Annotated in this window: 11 protein-coding genes and 2 tRNA genes; 10 read left to right on the plus strand and 3 right to left on the minus strand. The window is 54.1% G+C overall.

From position 1 onward, the window contains the following. The first annotated feature begins 114 nt into the window (after positions 1–114). The 9 genes from tnpA (at position 115) to recD (ending at position 14,369) form a co-directional block, all read left to right on the plus strand. Positions 115–573: an IS200/IS605 family transposase gene (gene tnpA, locus OGY08_RS20390; protein WP_057069660.1), complete on the plus strand. Its 459-nt coding sequence runs from the start codon at positions 115–117 to the stop codon at positions 571–573. 246 nt (positions 574–819) lie between these two features. Then, positions 820–1,290: a prepilin peptidase-dependent protein gene (locus OGY08_RS20395; protein ID WP_128611732.1), complete on the plus strand. Its 471-nt coding sequence runs from the start codon at positions 820–822 to the stop codon at positions 1,288–1,290. Then, positions 1,281–1,844, plus strand: coding sequence for a prepilin peptidase-dependent protein (locus OGY08_RS20400; RefSeq protein WP_125363221.1), 564 nt, complete (start codon positions 1,281–1,283; stop codon positions 1,842–1,844). The genes OGY08_RS20395 and OGY08_RS20400 overlap by 10 nt, the downstream gene beginning before the upstream one ends. Then, positions 1,841–2,248 carry a DUF2509 family protein gene (locus OGY08_RS20405; protein ID WP_125363220.1) on the plus strand — a complete coding sequence of 136 codons (408 nt, stop codon included), beginning with the start codon at positions 1,841–1,843 and terminating at the stop codon, positions 2,246–2,248. The genes OGY08_RS20400 and OGY08_RS20405 overlap by 4 nt, the downstream gene beginning before the upstream one ends. Next, positions 2,233–2,556 carry a prepilin-type N-terminal cleavage/methylation domain-containing protein gene (locus OGY08_RS20410; RefSeq protein ID WP_008785708.1) on the plus strand — a complete coding sequence of 108 codons (324 nt, stop codon included), beginning with the start codon at positions 2,233–2,235 and terminating at the stop codon, positions 2,554–2,556. The genes OGY08_RS20405 and OGY08_RS20410 overlap by 16 nt, the downstream gene beginning before the upstream one ends. Positions 2,557–2,568: 12 nt before the next feature. Then, on the plus strand, positions 2,569–5,937 hold the full coding sequence (gene recC, locus OGY08_RS20415; protein WP_125363219.1) for an exodeoxyribonuclease V subunit gamma: 3,369 nt from the start codon (positions 2,569–2,571) through the stop codon (positions 5,935–5,937). Positions 5,938–6,116: 179 nt separating this feature from the next. Beyond that, entirely contained in the window at positions 6,117–9,005 is a 2,889-nt protein-coding gene (gene ptrA, locus OGY08_RS20420) for a pitrilysin (RefSeq protein ID WP_241176771.1), read from the plus strand. After that, positions 8,998–12,543: an exodeoxyribonuclease V subunit beta gene (gene recB, locus OGY08_RS20425; RefSeq protein WP_125363217.1), complete on the plus strand. Its 3,546-nt coding sequence runs from the start codon at positions 8,998–9,000 to the stop codon at positions 12,541–12,543. The genes ptrA and recB overlap by 8 nt, the downstream gene beginning before the upstream one ends. Next, entirely contained in the window at positions 12,540–14,369 is a 1,830-nt protein-coding gene (recD, locus tag OGY08_RS20430; protein WP_241176772.1) for an exodeoxyribonuclease V subunit alpha, read from the plus strand. The genes recB and recD overlap by 4 nt, the downstream gene beginning before the upstream one ends. A 96-nt stretch (positions 14,370–14,465) precedes the next feature. On the opposite strand, the gene argA is transcribed toward recD, so the two are convergent. Continuing rightward, the gene (argA, locus tag OGY08_RS20435) at positions 14,466–15,797 is read right to left on the minus strand and encodes an amino-acid N-acetyltransferase (protein ID WP_003034012.1); all 1,332 of its coding nucleotides are present in this window, start codon (positions 15,795–15,797) and stop codon (positions 14,466–14,468) included. 234 nt (positions 15,798–16,031) lie between these two features. Here argA and amiC point away from each other — a divergent pair, with 234 nt between their 5' ends. Beyond that, positions 16,032–17,285 carry an N-acetylmuramoyl-L-alanine amidase AmiC gene (amiC, locus tag OGY08_RS20440; RefSeq protein WP_048215635.1) on the plus strand — a complete coding sequence of 418 codons (1,254 nt, stop codon included), beginning with the start codon at positions 16,032–16,034 and terminating at the stop codon, positions 17,283–17,285. A 73-nt stretch (positions 17,286–17,358) separates the two neighbouring features. On the opposite strand, the gene OGY08_RS20445 is transcribed toward amiC, so the two are convergent. Together OGY08_RS20445 and OGY08_RS20450 are read right to left on the minus strand one after the other, a co-directional pair. Further along, positions 17,359–17,435 (minus strand) — tRNA-Met (locus OGY08_RS20445). Between the two features lie 33 nt (positions 17,436–17,468). Next, positions 17,469–17,545, minus strand: a tRNA-Met gene (locus OGY08_RS20450). Positions 17,546–17,569: the final 24 nt, after the last annotated feature.

The raw sequence follows: 17,569 nt of genomic DNA on the forward strand, positions 1-17,569 counted from the left end.
GGTTCCGGAAAGCTTTCAGCTTTGGGCCAGTTATTAAAACCCCTTTTGATTTGTTAAAACACCTTGCGGTCTGGCAACTGCAAGGGTTAAACAAGAAATCAAAAGGGGGTCCCAATGGGGGACGAAAAGAGCTTAGCGCACACCCGATGGAACTGTAAATATCACATAGTTTTTGCGCCCAAATACCGAAGACAAGCATTCTACGGGGAGAAACGTAGGGCGATAGGCAGCATCTTAAGAAAGCTGTGTGAGTGGAAAAACGTGCGGATCCTGGAAGCGGAATGCTGTGCAGATCATATCCATATGCTTGTGGAAATCCCGCCCAAAATGAGCGTATCCGGTTTTATGGGTTATCTGAAAGGTAAAAGCAGTCTGATGTTGTATGAGCAGTTTGGTGATATGAAGTTTAAATACAGGAACAGGGAGTTCTGGTGTCGTGGGTATTACGTAGATACGGTGGGTAAGAACACAGCAAGGATACAGGAATACATAAAGCACCAGCTTGCAGAGGATAAAATGGGCGAGCAGTTATCGATCCCTTATCCGGGTAGCCCGTTTACGGGCCGTAAGTAACGAAGTCTGATGCAAATGTCAGATCGTATGCGCCTGTTAGGGCGCGGCTGGTAACAGAGCCTTATAGGCGCATCAGAAAAACCTCCGGCTATGCCGGAGGATATTTATTTTGTCACAAATCGCGTTCTTCGGCGTGGATTCCTGAAATATTGCAACGGCCTGTAACGCGCTAAATATTCCCCATAGCTCGCCGTAGAAACCGAATTTCCCGCTCGTTATTCATTTTCCTCACGCCATACTGGCGATATGAAAAAACAACAAGGTTACACGCTTCTCGAAACCCTGATTGCGATGCTGATTGTCGCGGCGCTTGGTGCATCTGGGCTGTATGGTTGGCAGCGCTGGCAGCAGCAACAGCGGCTGTGGCAGACCGCCTGCCAGGTGCGGGACTACCTGCTGCAACTGCGTGAAGATGCTAACTGGCGTAACCGCGATCACGTGATAAGCGTGATTCGGGATGGCACATCATGGTGTTTTGTCAGCTCTGCGGCTTCGCAAACCACGTGTCGACCCGCTTCGTCTTTGGTTTTTACACCGCTCTGGGACGACGTCGAAATGGCAGAGATAACACCTTCACTGGCCTTTTTTGGACTGCGCAATACGGCATGGGCCGGACATATACGCCTGAAAAATGCGACTGGGGAATGGCGCGTGGTGGTGTCTGGCTGGGGGCGAATCAGGCTTTGCGAGCGCGATGAGGCCAGATTATGTCAGTAAACGAACGGGGATTTTCACTGCTGGAGATGCTCATTGCCATGGCGATTAGCAGTATTTTATTGCTTAGCTCAGCACGATTTTTACCGGCGCTACAGCGAGAGATTCTGCGTAACACGCGCCAGTTAATACTGGAAGATGAAATATGGCAGCGGGGCTACACCGTGGCGAAGCATCTTCAGCGGGCGGGGTATTGCCGGGGAAACTGTGTCGGAGAGGGGCTGGTGATATCGGCTAAGGGAGACTGTGTCATTGCCCGATGGGATGCCAACAGCAATGGCGTTTGGGAAAGCGGTCCCGTGAAAGAGGCTGATTCTATTGGGTTTCGTTTACAGGACAAGGTGTTGGAAACCGTGCGTGGAGCCACCGGCTGCACTGGCAAAGGATGGGACAAAATGACCGATCCGGCCACGATGCAGATTGAGGCATTCCAGGTTGAAAGGCTGAATTTCAGCGGATATTCCCCGCTTCTTACGCTGCGTTTGCGTGGAGTGAGCAATGACCAACCACAAAAAGTTGTTGAAGCGGTCTACAGCGTTACGGGATTCAACCTGTGAACCGTGAGCGAGGCGTATCTTCTCTGGCAATGGTCCTGTTGCTGCTGGTGCTCGGTAGTCTGCTGCTGCAAGGCGTTAGCAGACAGGAGGCCAGTTTTGCTGCGCGTGTGGCCACACAAAGTCAGGCGCTGCAGCGTCAGGCGGTAGTGCAATCCGCGATGGAATGGGGGCGTACGCAGCCCTGGCGCTTACAACCCCCCGTACAGTGTCGGCGCGATCCCACGCAGGATGCCGCGGTTTGTCTGCGTCGGCTTACCAATAATTTTGTTCTGCTTATTGCCCACTATGAAGGGATATCGTTATGGCGTCAGGGGGCGGTTATTGATGGCAACATAGAATTTTCGGCGCGTGGCTGGAGCGATTTTTGTCCGCTAAAGGAGCAGACGTTATGCCAGATCCCCTGAACAGACAGCGTGGCTTTAGTCTGCCGGAAGTGATGCTGGCAATGGTACTGATGATCATGATTGTGACCGCGTTGTCAGGATACCAGCGGGTACTAATGAACAGCTTTATCATCAGAAACCAATATCAGCAACTCTGGCGCCACGCCTGGCAGCAAACCCAGCTGTACCCGTTTTCATCGCCTGTGAACTGGCAGGTTAACCGAATGCAGACAACGAGAGCGGGATGTGTCAGCATCAACGTTATAATTTCTTCACCCCTCGGCAGGCAGGGTCAGATGACGCGTCTGCATTGCCCGAATCGTCAGTAGTCAGGAGTCGCTATGTTAAGGGTCTACCACTCCAACCGTCTGGATGTTCTGGAAGCGTTAATGGAATTTATCGTTGAGCGCGAGCGGCTGGACGACCCCTTTGAACCTGAGATGATCCTGGTTCAAAGTACCGGTATGGCGCAGTGGCTACAAATGACTCTTGCACAGAAGTTTAGTATTGCCGCCAATATCGACTTTCCGCTGCCCGCGAGTTTTATCTGGGATATGTTTGTGCGCGTGCTGCCGGATATCCCGAAAGAGAGTGCGTTCAGCAAACAGAGCATGAGCTGGAAGTTGATGACGCTGTTGCCACAATTGCTGGATAGCGATGACTTCGCATTGCTACGCCACTATCTGACGGATGACACTGATAAACGTAAGCTTTTTCAGCTTTCCTCGCGCGCGGCTGACCTTTTCGACCAGTATTTAGTCTACCGCCCTGACTGGTTGACCCAGTGGGAAGCGGGGCGTCTGGTTGAGGGACTCGGCGAGTCTCAGGCCTGGCAGGCACCGTTGTGGAAAGCGCTGGTGGAATACACCGCGGAATTGGGTCTGCCGCGCTGGCATCGTGCCAATTTATACCAACGATTTATTCAGACCCTGGAAAATGCGTCTGAATGTCCGCAGGGGCTGCCTTCTCGCGTCTTTATTTGCGGAATTTCGGCGCTACCGCCGGTTTACCTGCAGGCCTTGCAGGCGTTGGGTAAGCACATTGATATTCATCTGCTGTTTACCAACCCTTGTCGCTACTATTGGGGCGACATTAAAGATCCTGCCTGGCTGGCGAAGCTGATGGCTCGTCAGCGTCGGCACAGCTTTGAAGAACGGCATCTGCCGCTGTTTCGTGATAACCAGAAAGCCGAAGGATTATTTAACAGCGATGGCGAACAGGATGTGGGCAACCCGATGCTGGCCTCGTGGGGCAAGCTGGGGCGTGATTACATTTATTTGCTTTCGGAGCTGGAAAACAGTCAGGAACTGGATGCGTTTGTCGATATTACGCCTGACAACCTTTTGCATAATATTCAATCAGATATTCTGGAACTCGAAAGTCATGCCGTGGCGGGCGTTACGCTGGAAGAATACTCCCGTAGCGACAATAAACGCCGGCTTGAGCTGAACGACACCAGCGTGACTTTCCATGTCTGCCATAGCCCACAGCGCGAGGTGGAAATTCTTCATGACCGGCTTTTGGCCATGCTGGAAGCGGACCCAACGCTGACACCGCGCGATATTATCGTGATGGTGGCGGACATCGACAGCTACAGCCCATTCATTCAGTCGGTCTTTGGTAGCGCGCCAGCCGAGCGTTACTTACCTTATGCGATATCTGACCGTCGGGCACGCCAGTCTCATCCCGTCTTACAGGCCTTTATCAGCCTGCTGTCGCTGCCGGATAGCCGTTTTGTCTCAGAGGATGTCCTGGCGTTACTGGATGTTCCCGTGCTGGCGGCGCGTTTCAACATTGATGAAGAAGGGTTGCGCTATCTTCGTTTATGGGTCAATGAATCCGGGATTCGTTGGGGAATTGACGACGATAACGTGCGTGAACTGGAACTTCCACCTACAGGTCAGCATACCTGGCAATTTGGTTTAACGCGTATGCTGCTCGGCTACGCGATGGAAAGCTCGCAGGGCGAGTGGCAATCGGTATTGCCTTACGATGAGTCCAGCGGCCTGATTGCCGAGCTGGTAGGGCATCTGGCCTCGTTGCTGATGCAGCTTAATCTCTGGCGTAGAGGGTTAGCACAGGAACGACCGCTGGAAGAGTGGCTACCCGTTTGTCGGGAAATGCTTAATGATTTCTTCCTACCGGACGCGGACACCGAAGCGGCAATGACGCTGATTGAACAGCAGTGGCAGGCCATTATTACCGAAGGTTTAGGGGCCGAGTACGGCGATGCTATACCGCTCTCTCTGTTGCGTGATGAGCTAGCCCAGCGCCTTGACCAGGAACGCATCAGCCAGCGCTTCCTGGCGGGGCCCGTTAACATTTGTACGCTGATGCCGATGCGCTCCATTCCGTTCAAAGTGGTGTGCCTGCTGGGTATGAACGATGGGGTTTATCCGCGTCAGCTTGCGCCGCTGGGCTTTGATTTAATGAGCCAAAAACCGATGCGGGGTGACCGCAGTCGTCGCGATGATGACCGCTATCTGTTCCTCGAAGCATTAATCTCGGCACAGCAGACGCTCTACATCAGCTACATTGGCCGCTCTATTCAGGATAACAGCGAGCGCTTCCCGTCGGTGCTGGTGCAAGAACTGATGGACTACATTGGACAAAGCCATTATCTGCCGGGCGATGAATCGTTGACCTGTGATCAAAGCGAGGCAAGGGTAAAAGCGCATATAACCCGTTTGCATACCCGTATGCCCTTTGATGCACAAAACTATTTGCCGGGCGAACAGCAAAGCTATGCCCGGGAATGGCTGCCTGCGGCGAGTCTGTCAGGAAAAGCGCACACGGATTTTGTGCAGCCTCTGCCCTTTGAAATGCCAGAAACGCTAACGCTGGAAACGCTGCAGCGATTTTGGGCACATCCGGTACGCGCCTTTTTCCAGATGCGTTTAAGGGTCAACTTCCGCTCTGAAGAGAGTGAGATCCCGGATACGGAACCTTTCACTCTTGAAGGGTTGACCCGCTACCAGCTTAATCAGCAATTGCTTAATACGCTGGTTGAAGAGAACGATGCTGAACGACTGTTCCGCCGTTTTCGTGCGGCGGGCGCGCTACCCTATGGGCCGTTTGGCGAAATTCTGTGGGATACGCAGCGTCAGGAAATGCAGTCGCTGGCTGAACGCATTATCGCCTGTCGTCAGCCCTGTCAGAGCATGGAAATCGATCTTAACTGTCACGGCGTGCAAATCACCGGTTGGCTGCCGCAGGTGCAAGAGGATGGTTTGTTGCGCTGGCGCCCATCTTTGATAAGCATTGCGCAGGGTGTGCAACTTTGGCTGGAACATCTTGTCTATTGTGCCAGTGGCGGTAGGGGAGAGAGCCGATTGTTCCTGCGTAAAGACGGAGAATGGCGTTTTCCGCCGCTGGATGCAGAACAGGCGTTGCTGTACCTGTCGCAACTCATTGAGGGGTATCGGGAAGGCATGTCGTCACCGTTGCTGGTATTGCCCGAAAGCGGTGGTGCATGGATAAAAACCTGTTATGACGCCGCAAATGATGCCATGTTAGATGACGATGCAACGTTGCAAAAAGCGCGCAGTAAGTTTCTGCAAGCCTATGAAGGCAACATGATGGTACGTGGCGAAGGTGATGATATCTGGTATCAGCGTCTTTGGCGTCAACTGGATGCTGATACGCAGGAGGCTATTGTTTTACAGTCTCAGCGCTACCTGTTACCGATTTTTCGCTTTAATCAGTCATGATGATTGTATAAAAATTGCGCAATTCGATGGCTTCCACTATGATGCGCATTCTGTCACGGACTGATTCTTACAAAGAGAAGATGCTGGCTCGTTCAGCACATAGTCTTGCCCTGTTCAGATCACGTATTTATGCGTGGTTTGTAGTGAACAGGTGAATTCGTTAATGATGAGGTTTGTGAATGCCCCGCAGCACCTGGTTCAGCGCATTACTGTTGTTCGTCGCCCTTTGGGTTCCCGTAAGTCAGGCAGATACCGGTTGGCAGCCTTTAGCTGAAACCATCCGTAAAAGCGATAAAGACACCCGTCAGTATCAGGCCGTGCGCCTTGATAACGGCATGGTTGTGCTGCTGGTATCCGATCCTCAGGCCGTGAAATCCCTTTCTGCACTGGTAGTCCCCGTGGGCTCGCTGGAAGATCCGGACGATCATCAGGGGCTGGCGCACTATCTCGAACACATGTGTCTGATGGGCTCGAAAAAATACCCGCAGCCTGACAGCCTGGCTGAGTTCCTGAAAATGCATGGCGGCAGCCACAACGCCAGCACAGCGCCTTACCGGACCGCTTTTTATCTTGAAGTCGAAAACGACGCGCTGGTGGGGGCGGTGGATCGCCTGGCGGATGCTATTGCCGATCCATTGCTGGATAAAAAATATGCCGACCGCGAGCGTAACGCGGTTAACTCCGAGCTGACACTGGCGCGTACCCGAGACGGGATGCGTATGGCGCAGGTGAGCGCTGAGACGATCAACCCGGCGCACCCAGGTTCGCGTTTCTCTGGCGGGAATCTTGAGACATTAAGCGATAAACCGGGCAACCCGGTGCTGCAAGCATTACAAAAATTTCATGAAAAGTACTACTCTGCGAACCTGATGAAGGCGGTGATTTATAGCAATAAACCGCTGCCAGAGCTGGCGCGGATAGCGGCTGACACCTTTGGGCGCGTACCGAACAGGAATATCGCAAAGCCTGAGATTACCGTCCCGGTCGTCACTGATGCGCAAAAGGGCATCATCATCCACTATGTTCCGGCAATGCCGCGTAAAGTATTGCGCGTCGAGTTTCGTATCGATAACAACAGCGCGCAGTTCCGCAGTAAAACCGATGAACTGGTGACCTACCTGATTGGCAATCGTAGCCCGGGCACGTTGTCTGACTGGCTGCAAAAGCAGGGCCTGGTTGAAGGTATTCGCGCAGACTCCGATCCGGTGGTCAACGGGAACAGCGGCGTGTTAGCCATTTCCGCGACGTTAACCGACAAAGGGTTGGCGAACCGCGATGAAGTTGTTGCGGCCATCTTTAGCTATCTCAATCTGTTACGTGAGAAAGGCGTCGATAAACGCTACTTTAACGAACTGGCGCACGTGCTGGATCTCGATTTCCGTTATCCTTCAATCACTCGTGATATGGACTACGTGGAATGGCTGGCTGATACCATGATCCGCGTTCCCGTCGAGCATACGTTGGATGCGGTGAATATTGCCGACCAATATGATGCGCAAGCCGTTGAGCAACGTCTGGCAATGATGACGCCGCAGAATGCGCGTATCTGGTATATCAGCGCGAAAGAACCGCATAATAAAACCGCTTATTTTGTCGATGCGCCTTATCAGGTGGACAAGATCAGCGACACAACCTTTGCTGACTGGCAGCAAAAAGCGCAGGGAATTGCGCTGTCTTTGCCAGAGCTGAACCCCTACATTCCGGATGATTTCACGCTGATTAAGACGGATAAAAAATACGCTCACCCAGAGCTGATCGTTGATGAGCCGGATTTACGTGTGGTGTATGCCCCGAGCCAGTATTTTGCCAGCGAGCCGAAGGCTGACGTCAGCGTGATCCTGCGTAACCCGAAAGCCATGGACAGCGCCCGCAACCAGGTCTTATTCGCACTTAACGATTACCTGGCAGGGATTGCGCTCGATCAGTTAAGTAACCAGGCATCGGTAGGTGGAATTGGTTTCTCTACCAACGCTAACAATGGGTTGATGCTTAACGCCAACGGCTACACCCAACGTTTGCCGCAGCTTTTTCAGGCGCTGCTGAGTGGCTATTTCAGCTATACCTCAACGGACGAACAGCTGGAACAGGCGAAATCCTGGTATGCCCAGATGATGGATTCCGCAGAAAAGGGTAAAGCTTACGATCAGGCTATTATGCCGGTGCAGATGCTTTCTCAGGTGCCATACTTCTCCCGCGACGAGCGCCGTAAGCTGCTGCCTTCCATCACCCTGAAAGAGGTGATGACCTACCGCGACGCCTTAAAAACCGGTGCGCGACCTGAATTCCTGGTCATTGGCAATATGAGCGAAGCTCAGACGACGAGCATGGCGCGGGATATCCAAAAACAGCTTGGTGCGAACGGGTCACAGTGGTGTCGCAACAAAGATGTGGTTGTGGACAAGAAGCAGTCCGTCATCTTCGAAAAAGCAGGCAGCAGCACGGATTCAGCGCTGGCCGCGGTATTTGTGCCAACCGGATACGATGAATACGCCAGTTCAGCCTACAGCGCTATGTTAGGTCAGATTGTTCAGCCGTGGTTCTACAATCAGCTGCGTACTGAAGAACAGTTAGGCTACGCCGTATTTGCTTTCCCGATGAGCGTTGGCCGTCAGTGGGGAATGGGGTTCCTGCTGCAAAGCAGTGATAAGCAGCCGTCTTACCTCTGGGAGCGTTATAAAGCGTTCTTCCCGACGGCGGAAGCGAAGCTGCGGGCGATGAAACCTGAAGAGTTCGCGCAAATTCAGCAGGCGATTATTGCGCAAATGCTGCAGGCGCCGCAAACGCTGGGGGCAGAAGCCTCACAGTTAAGCAAAGATTTTGATCGCGGCAATATGCGCTTCGATTCACGTGATAAAATAGTGGCTCAGATTAAACTGCTGACGCCGCAAAAACTTGCCGACTTCTTCCATCAGGCGGTGGTTGAGCCGCAAGGCATGGCGATATTGTCACAGGTTTCCGGCAGTCAGAATGGGAAAGCAGAATATGTGCACCCGGAAGGCTGGAAAGTGTGGCAGACCGTCAGCGCGTTGCAGCAAACCTTACCCCTGATGAGTGATAAGAATGAATGATGCCGCTGAGTCCCTTGATCCACTGCGCTTGCCCCTGACGGGCGAGCGCCTGATTGAAGCCTCTGCGGGCACCGGTAAAACCTTTACCATCGCCGCCCTGTATTTACGTTTACTGCTTGGACTGGGCGGCTCTGCCGCCTTTCCTCGTCCTCTGACCGTCGAAGAACTACTGGTGGTCACCTTCACCGAGGCGGCTACCGAAGAGTTGCGTGGTCGAATTCGTAGCAATATTCATGAACTGCGAATTGCCTGCCTGCGTGAAACCACCGACAACCCGCTATATGTCCGTTTGTTAGATGAAATTGCCGATAAAAAACAGGCCGCGCAGTGGCTGCTATTGGCTGAAAGACAGATGGATGAAGCGGCGGTGTTTACCATCCACGGCTTTTGTCAGCGTATGCTCAGTCTCAATGCCTTTGAGTCAGGCATGCTGTTCGAACAGCAACTGATAGAAGATGAATCGCTGCTGCGCTATCAGGCCTGCGCGGACTTCTGGCGTCGGCACTGCTACCCGCTGCCCCGCGACATTGCGCAGGTGGTTTTTGAAACGTGGAAAGGACCGCAAGCGCTGCTGAGAGATATCGATCGCTATCTGCAGGGGGAAGCGCCGGTTATCAAGGCGCCACCGTCTGATGACGAAACGCTGGCCTCCCGGCATGAACAAATTCTCGCGCGCATTAACCAGATCAAGCAGCAATGGCGTGATTCTGTTGATGAGCTGGATGGCCTGATGGAAGCCTCCGGAATTGACCGGCGTAAATTTAATCGCGGTAATCAGGGCAAGTGGATCGAAAAGATCAGCGCGTGGGCGCAGGAAGAAACACAAAGTTACCAGCTTCCTGACGCGCTGGAGAAATTCTCACAGCGTTTTCTGGAAGAGCGAACCAAAGCGGGCGGGATAACCCCTCAGCACCCGCTGTTTGTCGCTATTGATGAACTGCTTAGCGAACCGTTAACTCTCCGCGATCTGGTGATCACCCGGGCGCTGGCGGAGATCCGCTCGGCAGTTGCCGAGGAAAAACGTCGCCGCGGCGAGCTGGGTTTTGACGATATGCTCAGCCGTCTGGATGCGGCGTTGCGCAGTGAAAGCGGCGATGCGCTGGCGACGGCTATTCGTACTCGTTTTCCGGTCGCCATGATCGATGAATTCCAGGATACCGATCCGCAGCAGTACCGTATTTTTCGTCGGATCTGGCAGCATCAGCCGGATACCGCACTGCTGCTAATTGGTGATCCGAAACAGGCAATTTACGCGTTTCGCGGCGCGGATATCTTCACCTATATGAAGGCGCGCAGCGAAGTCAGCGCACACTATACGCTTGATACCAACTGGCGTTCGGCCCCCGGCATGGTCAATAGCGTGAATACGCTTTTCAGCCAGATGGACGACGCCTTTATGTTCCGCGAAATCCCTTTCAGCCCGGTAAAATCCGCAGAAAAAAACCAGGCGTTACGGTTTGTTTTGCACGGCGAAACGCAGCCAGCTATGAGTATGTGGCTGATGGAAGGAGAAAGTTGCGGCGTAGGCGATTATCAGAGCTACATGGCCCAGGTGTGCGCCACACAAATTCGCGACTGGCTTAAAGCCGGGCATTCTGGCGCAGCGCAACTGGTCAGTGGCAAAGCATCCAGCCCGGTACGCGCGTCAGATATCAGCGTACTGGTGCGTAGCCGCCAGGAAGCGGCGCTGGTCCGTGATGCGCTGACGCAACTGGCCATTCCCTCTGTCTACCTCTCCAACCGTGACAGTGTATTTGAAACACTGGAAGCGCAGGAGTTGCTATGGGTGCTGCAGGCGGTGATGACGCCGGAACGTGAGAACACGTTGCGTAGCGCGCTGGCGACCTCAATGATGGGGCTGAATGCGCAGGATATTGAAGCGTTAAATACCGACGAGAATGCCTGGGATGCGGTGGTCGAAGAATTCGACGGCTATCGTCAGATCTGGCATAAACGCGGCGTGATGCCGATGCTACGTGCGCTGATGACGGCTCGACAGATTGCAGAGAACCTGCTGGCGACGGCGGGAGGCGAACGTCGACTGACCGACATTTTACATATCAGCGAACTGTTGCAGGAAGCGGGCTCGCAGCTGGAAAGCGAGCATGCGCTGGTGCGCTGGTTGTCCCAGCATATTCTTGAACCCGACAGCAACGCGTCCAGCCAGCAGCTCAGGCTGGAAAGCGACAAGCATCTGGTCAAAATCGTCACCATCCATAAATCGAAAGGGCTGGAGTATCCGCTGGTCTGGCTGCCGTTTATCACCAATTTCCGCGTTCAGGATCAGGCTTTCTACCACGATCGTAGCTCTTTTGAAGCCGTGCTGGATCTCAGCGATGCTGAGGAGAGCGTTGAGCTAGCCGAAGCAGAGCGTCTGGCGGAAGATCTGCGTTTGCTGTATGTCGCGCTAACCCGTTCGGTATGGCATTGCAGCCTTGGCGTTGCGCCGTTGGTACGACGTCGGGGCGATAAAAAAGGGGATACCGATGTGCATCAGAGTGCACTTGGTCGCCTGTTGCAAAAAGGTGAGCCGATGGATGCTGTGGGTCTGCGTAGCGCGATTGAAGCGCTTTGTAGCAACGATATTGCTTGCCAGACTCCCGCGCAGCCTGACGGTGAACCCTGGCAGGTTGCGCAGGCCGTTAGCAGCGAACTGAGTGCTAAAATACTGCAGCGTAAGCCCGGCGATAGCTGGCGCGTGACCAGTTATTCCGGTCTGCAACAGCGTGGACAGGGTATCGCGCAGGATCTGATCCCACGACTGGATATCGATGCCACAGGCGTCGGCGAGGTTATTGAAGAGTCAGGACTTACACCGCATCAGTTCCCGCGCGGCGCTTCGCCGGGTACGTTCTTGCATAGCCTGTTTGAAGACCTCGATTTTACGCAACCGGTGGATCCGCATTGGGTCGAGGAGCAACTGGCGTTGGGCGGTTATGACGCACACTGGACGCCGATTTTGACCGAATGGCTGGACGCCATTTTGCAGGCGCCTCTCAACGAGACGGGTGTGAGTTTGAACCAGCTATCCGCGCGTGAAAAACAGGTGGAGATGGAGTTTTATCTGCCGATTTCGCAGCCGTTGATGGCCAACCAGCTTGATGCGTTAATTCGCCAATACGATCCGCTCTCGGCGGGGTGCCCTGCGTTGGACTTTATGCAGGTTCGCGGCATGCTGAAAGGCTTTATTGACCTGGTATTTCGCCACCAGGGGCGTTATTACCTGCTCGATTACAAATCGAACTGGCTGGGTGAAGACAGCTCCGCCTATACGCAGCAGGCAATGGCCTCTGCCATGCAGGCGCATCGCTACGACCTTCAATACCAACTTTATACCCTCGCGCTGCATCGCTACTTACGCCATCGCATTGCTGATTACGATTATGAACGCCATTTTGGCGGCGTTATCTATCTCTTCCTGCGCGGCGTTGACAGTGAAAATCCGCAGCAGGGAATTTACGCGACCCGACCTGACGGAGAGTTGATTGCGTTGATGGACGAGATGTTTGCCGGTGCGGTGCAGGAGACGATGCTATGACAATCCAGAAACGATTTCTGGAGGCTGTTGAGCAAAAACAGCTCCGGCCTCTGGATGCTCAGTTCGCGCTGGCGGTTGCCGGAAGTGACAACCCTGCCGTTGCGCTGGCTGCGGCGTTGCTCAGTCGTGAAGCGGGAGAAGGGCACGTCTGCTTACCGCTTTCACGGTTATCTCTGAGCGAGGACGCGCATCCTCTGTTAAGCGCCTGGCTCGCTGAAACGGGCGAGCCAGAAGACTGGGCGGAATGTCTGCTGGCTTCCAGTGCGGTAAGCCGTGGCGAGCAACCCACGCCGCTGGTGCTGTACGGCGATCGCTTGTATCTGAACCGGATGTGGCACAACGAACGTACGGTGGCTCGCTTTTTCAGTGAAGTGAACCACGCCATTGAAGTGGATGAACAACGGCTGACCCACACGCTGGCGGCGCTGTTTCCGCCATCGGAGGGGGTTAACTGGCAAAAAGTAGCCGCTGCTGTTGCGCTCACCCGCCGGATATCGGTGATCTCAGGCGGACCGGGGACGGGAAAAACGACAACGGTCGCAAGGCTGCTGGCGGCGTTGATTCAAATGGCGGACGGTGAGCGCTGTCGTATTCGACTGGCGGCGCCAACGGGAAAAGCGGCTGCGCGCCTGACCGCCTCACTGGGAGCGGCGCTACGAGAGCTACCGCTAACCGATGAGCAAAAGAAACGCATCCCCGATGACGCCAGTACGCTGCATCGATTATTAGGCGCTCAGCCTGGCAGTCAGCGCCTGCGTCATCATGCGGGAAACCCGCTGCATTTGGATGTGCTGGTGGTGGATGAAGCCTCGATGATTGATTTACCGATGATGTCGCGCCTTATCGATGCGCTGCCGCCGCACGGACGGGTGATTTTTCTGGGCGATCGCGACCAGCTCGCTTCCGTCGAAGCGGGGGCCGTGCTGGGGGATATCTGTGCTTTCGTCGGTGACGGGTTTACCCCGGAACGCGCCCGCCAGCTCAGTCGCCTGACCGGGAGCGCTATTCCTGCCGGTTCGGGAATTCAGGCAGCAGCGTTGCGCGACAGTCTGTGCCTGCTGCAAAAGAGCTACCGTTTCGGCAGCGATTCCGGAATCGGTCAGTTGGCCGCGGCGATTAATCGCGGCGACAAAACTGCGATAAAAACGGTGTTCCAGCAGGGATTTAGCGACATCGAAAAAAGCACGCTACAAAGCAGCGAGGATTATGCCGCGATGCTGGATGAGGCGCTGTCGGGATATGGGCACTACCTGGATTTGTTGCACGAGGGTGCGGAGCCGGGGGCTGTCATTCAGGCCTTCAATGAGTATCAACTGCTATGCGCCCTGCGGGAAGGTCCGTTTGGCGTTAGTGGTTTGAATGAACGCATTGAGCAGGTGATGGCGCAAAAACGTAAAATTCATCGTTTGACCCATAGCCGCTGGTATGAGGGAAGGCCGGTGATGATCGCGCGCAATGACAGTTCGCTGGGATTATTTAACGGTGATATCGGCATTGCACTCGACCGTGGACAGGGCCTGAGGGTGTGGTTTGCGCTGCCGGATGGTTCTATCAAATCGGTGCAGCCCAGCCGCTTGCCTGAACATGAAACCACCTGGGCGATGACGGTGCACAAATCGCAGGGATCTGAGTTTGACCACGCGGCGTTGATTTTACCCAGCCAGCATTCACCCGTGGTTACCCGCGAGCTGGTCTATACCGCCGTTACCCGCGCGCGCCGCCGCCTGTCGCTGTATGCCGATGAGCGGATATTGAGCCGCGCCATTGCCACCCGCACTGAACGCCGCAGCGGACTGTCAGCATTATTTAATGACGGCATGATGTAGATGTAGGCCGGATAAGCGTCAGCGCCATCCGGCCTAAAAAGATGTGCCAGCGATGTAGGCCGGATAAGGCAGTTATGCCGCATCCGGCAACCACTCCTATGCCAAATCCGCCATCAGCACTTTTGACCGCCGCTGATAGTTGTACATCTCTTTCTTGCTTTCCGGCAGCAGGTCGATATCCACCGGCGTGAAGCCGCGCTCCTGGAACCAGTGGATGCTGCGTGTGGTTAACACAAACAGCTTGCTCAACCCCATTTGCCGGGCCTGCGCGGCGATTCGTTCCAGCAACACTTCCCCGCGTGACGAGCTACGGTAGTCCGGATGCACTGCTACACACGCCATTTCGCCAATTCTCTCTTCCGGGAAAGGGTACAGAGCGGCACAGGCGATGGTCAGGTTATCACGCTGAATAATCGTGAATTTGTCGATCTCCATTTCCAACTGCTCGCGCGAGCGGCGCACCAGAATACCTTGCTGCTCCAGCGGGCGGATAAGCTCCAGAATCCCGCCGATATCGTTAATGGTAGCGCGACGGATCTGCTCGGCGCTTTCCATTACGATCTGCGTACCGATCCCGTCGCGGGAGAACAGTTCCTGCAGCAATGCACCATCTTCCTGATAGCTGATCAGATGGCAACGGCGTACGCCACTGCGACAGGCCTTCACTGCCCCACGCAGGAAGCGCACCGTGCCGGAGCTGTAATCGCCTTTCTCTTCCTGCAACTCAACGCGAGCCTGAGCTTCGTTAGGAAACAGCTCGGAAATAATATCGCCGTCATCGTTGGTGACACCCTGAGAGGAGCAAAAGCCGATCATTTTCTCGGCCTTCAGTTTGATAGCCAACTGCGTGGCGACCTCTTCTGACGTCAGGTTAAAGCTCTCACCGGTGACGGAAACGGCGACCGGGCCCATCAGCACAATTGCGCCGCTGTCTAACTGGCGGTGAATGGCATCTTCATCAATACGACGAATACGCCCGCTATGGCAGTAATCTACGCCGTCATCAACGCCCAGCGGCTGAGAGATAATAAAATTACCGCTAACCACATTGATGTGAGCACCCTGCAATGGCGTATTATTCAGGCTCATCGACAGGCGGGCGGTAATATCAAGCTGAAGTAATCCCGCAGCCTGCTTGACCAGCTCCAGCGTTTTAGCGTCGGTAACGCGCGTATTTTTGTGGTACACCGGCTCATGATGATGCGCCGCAAGGTTGGCATCAATCTGCGGTCGTGCGCCATAGACCACGACCAGGCGGATGCCGAGGCTATGAAGAAGACCAATGTCATTGACGATACTGGAAAAGTTTTCATGCTCGATGGCTTCGCCGCCCAGCATAATGACAAACGTTTTTCCCCGATGGGTATTGATATAGGGAACAGAATGGCGGAATCCCTGTACCAGTTCGGTTCTACGCTCCTTCACCACGGCACACCCTCATTGCATGATTATTCGTAATTTGTGTATTTTTATTCTGTTTTTGCGCTGTGCGCAAGCGTAATTTTTACCCATGCCGAAGATTTTTCTCAGTAATGCCGTGAATATAAAAAGAATGTTTACCCTTTTATAGATGACAGATTATGCGTCATTCGCTAAAGTTTCCGGTCAATTCGGACGTTTTACGTATTACCTCTAAAAAAGATTTCTTTGCTCGGGAGAAGCATGTCGGGATCCAATTCAGCAATCAGTCGCCGCCGTTTATTGAAAGGTGCGGGTGCTATGTGGCTTTTGAGCGTCAGCCAGGTGGGTCTGGCGGCCGTGAGTCAGGTCGTTGCCGTACGTATCTGGCCTGCGTCCAGCTACACTCGCGTTACGGTAGAATCTAACCGTCTGCTGAAATACAAACAGTTTGCCCTGAGTAATCCTGAGCGTGTGGTTGTGGATATTGAAGATGTTAATTTGAACTCGGTGCTCAAGGGCATTGGGACGCAGATTCGTCCTGACGATCCGTATATTAAGTCGGCGCGCGTTGGCCAGTTTGATCCTAAGACCGTGCGGATGGTGTTCGAGCTGAAACAGAATGTGAAGCCGCAACTTTTTGCGCTGGCTCCGGTGGCAGGCTTTAAAGAACGTCTGGTAATGGATCTCTATCCCGCGAATGCCCAGGACGTTCAGGATCCGCTGCTGGCATTGCTGGAAGATTACAACAAGGGCGATCTGGATAAACAGGTGCCACCTGCACAAAGTGGCCCGCAGCCGGGTAAAGCGGGGCGCGATCGTCCCATTGTCATTATGCTGGATCCAGGCCACGGCGGAGAAGACTCCGGTGCGGTGGGGAAATACAAGACGCGTGAAAAGGATGTGGTGCTGCAGATTGCCCGCCGCCTGCGAGCCCTCATAGAGAAAGAGGGCAACATGAAGGTCTTTATGACACGAAATGAAGATATCTTCATTCCGCTTAAAGTCCGCGTGGCGAAAGCGCAGAAGCAGCGTGCTGACCTGTTTGTCTCTATTCACGCCGATGCCTTTACCAGTCGACAACCCAGCGGTTCGTCGGTGTTTGCGCTCTCGACCAAAGGTGCGACCAGTACCGCCGCGAAATATCTGGCGCAGACCCAGAACGCCTCGGATCTCATTGGTGGTGTCAGTAAGAGCGGTGACCGCTACGTCGACCACACCATGTTCGACATGGTGCAGTCGCTGACCATCGCCGACAGCCTGAAGTTTGGTAAAGCGGTATTGAGTAAGCTTGGCAAAATCAACAATCTGCACAAGAACCAGGTTGAACAGGCCGGGTTTGCGGTACTAAAAGCGCCGGATATCCCGTCTATTCTGGTCGAAACGGCATTTATCAGTAACGTTGAGGAAGAGCGCAAACTCAAAACGGCGACCTTCCAGCAGGAAGTTGCAGAGTCTATTCTGGCAGGGATTAAAGCCTACTTCGCCGATGGGGCGACGCTGGCGAGAAGGGGATAACAAAAAAGCGCTGAAAAGCGCTTTTTTATGGGCGGCAGAAACAAAAAAACACCCGTTAAGGTGTTTAATGTGTTGGTTGCGGGGGCCGGATTTGAACCGACGACCTTCGGGTTATGAGCCCGACGAGCTACCAGGCTGCTCCACCCCGCGTCACCGTACTGCTTATATTTTATCAAATTTGATTGGTTGCGGGGGCCGGATTTGAACCGACGACCTTCGGGTTATGAGCCCGACGAGCTACCAGGCTGCTCCACCCCGCGTCCGTCTTTTTGCTTCGTATTTCA

The organism is Citrobacter sp. Cpo069 (assembly GCF_030332785.1).
In the GTDB taxonomy this organism is placed as follows: Bacteria; Pseudomonadota; Gammaproteobacteria; order Enterobacterales; family Enterobacteriaceae; genus Citrobacter; species Citrobacter portucalensis.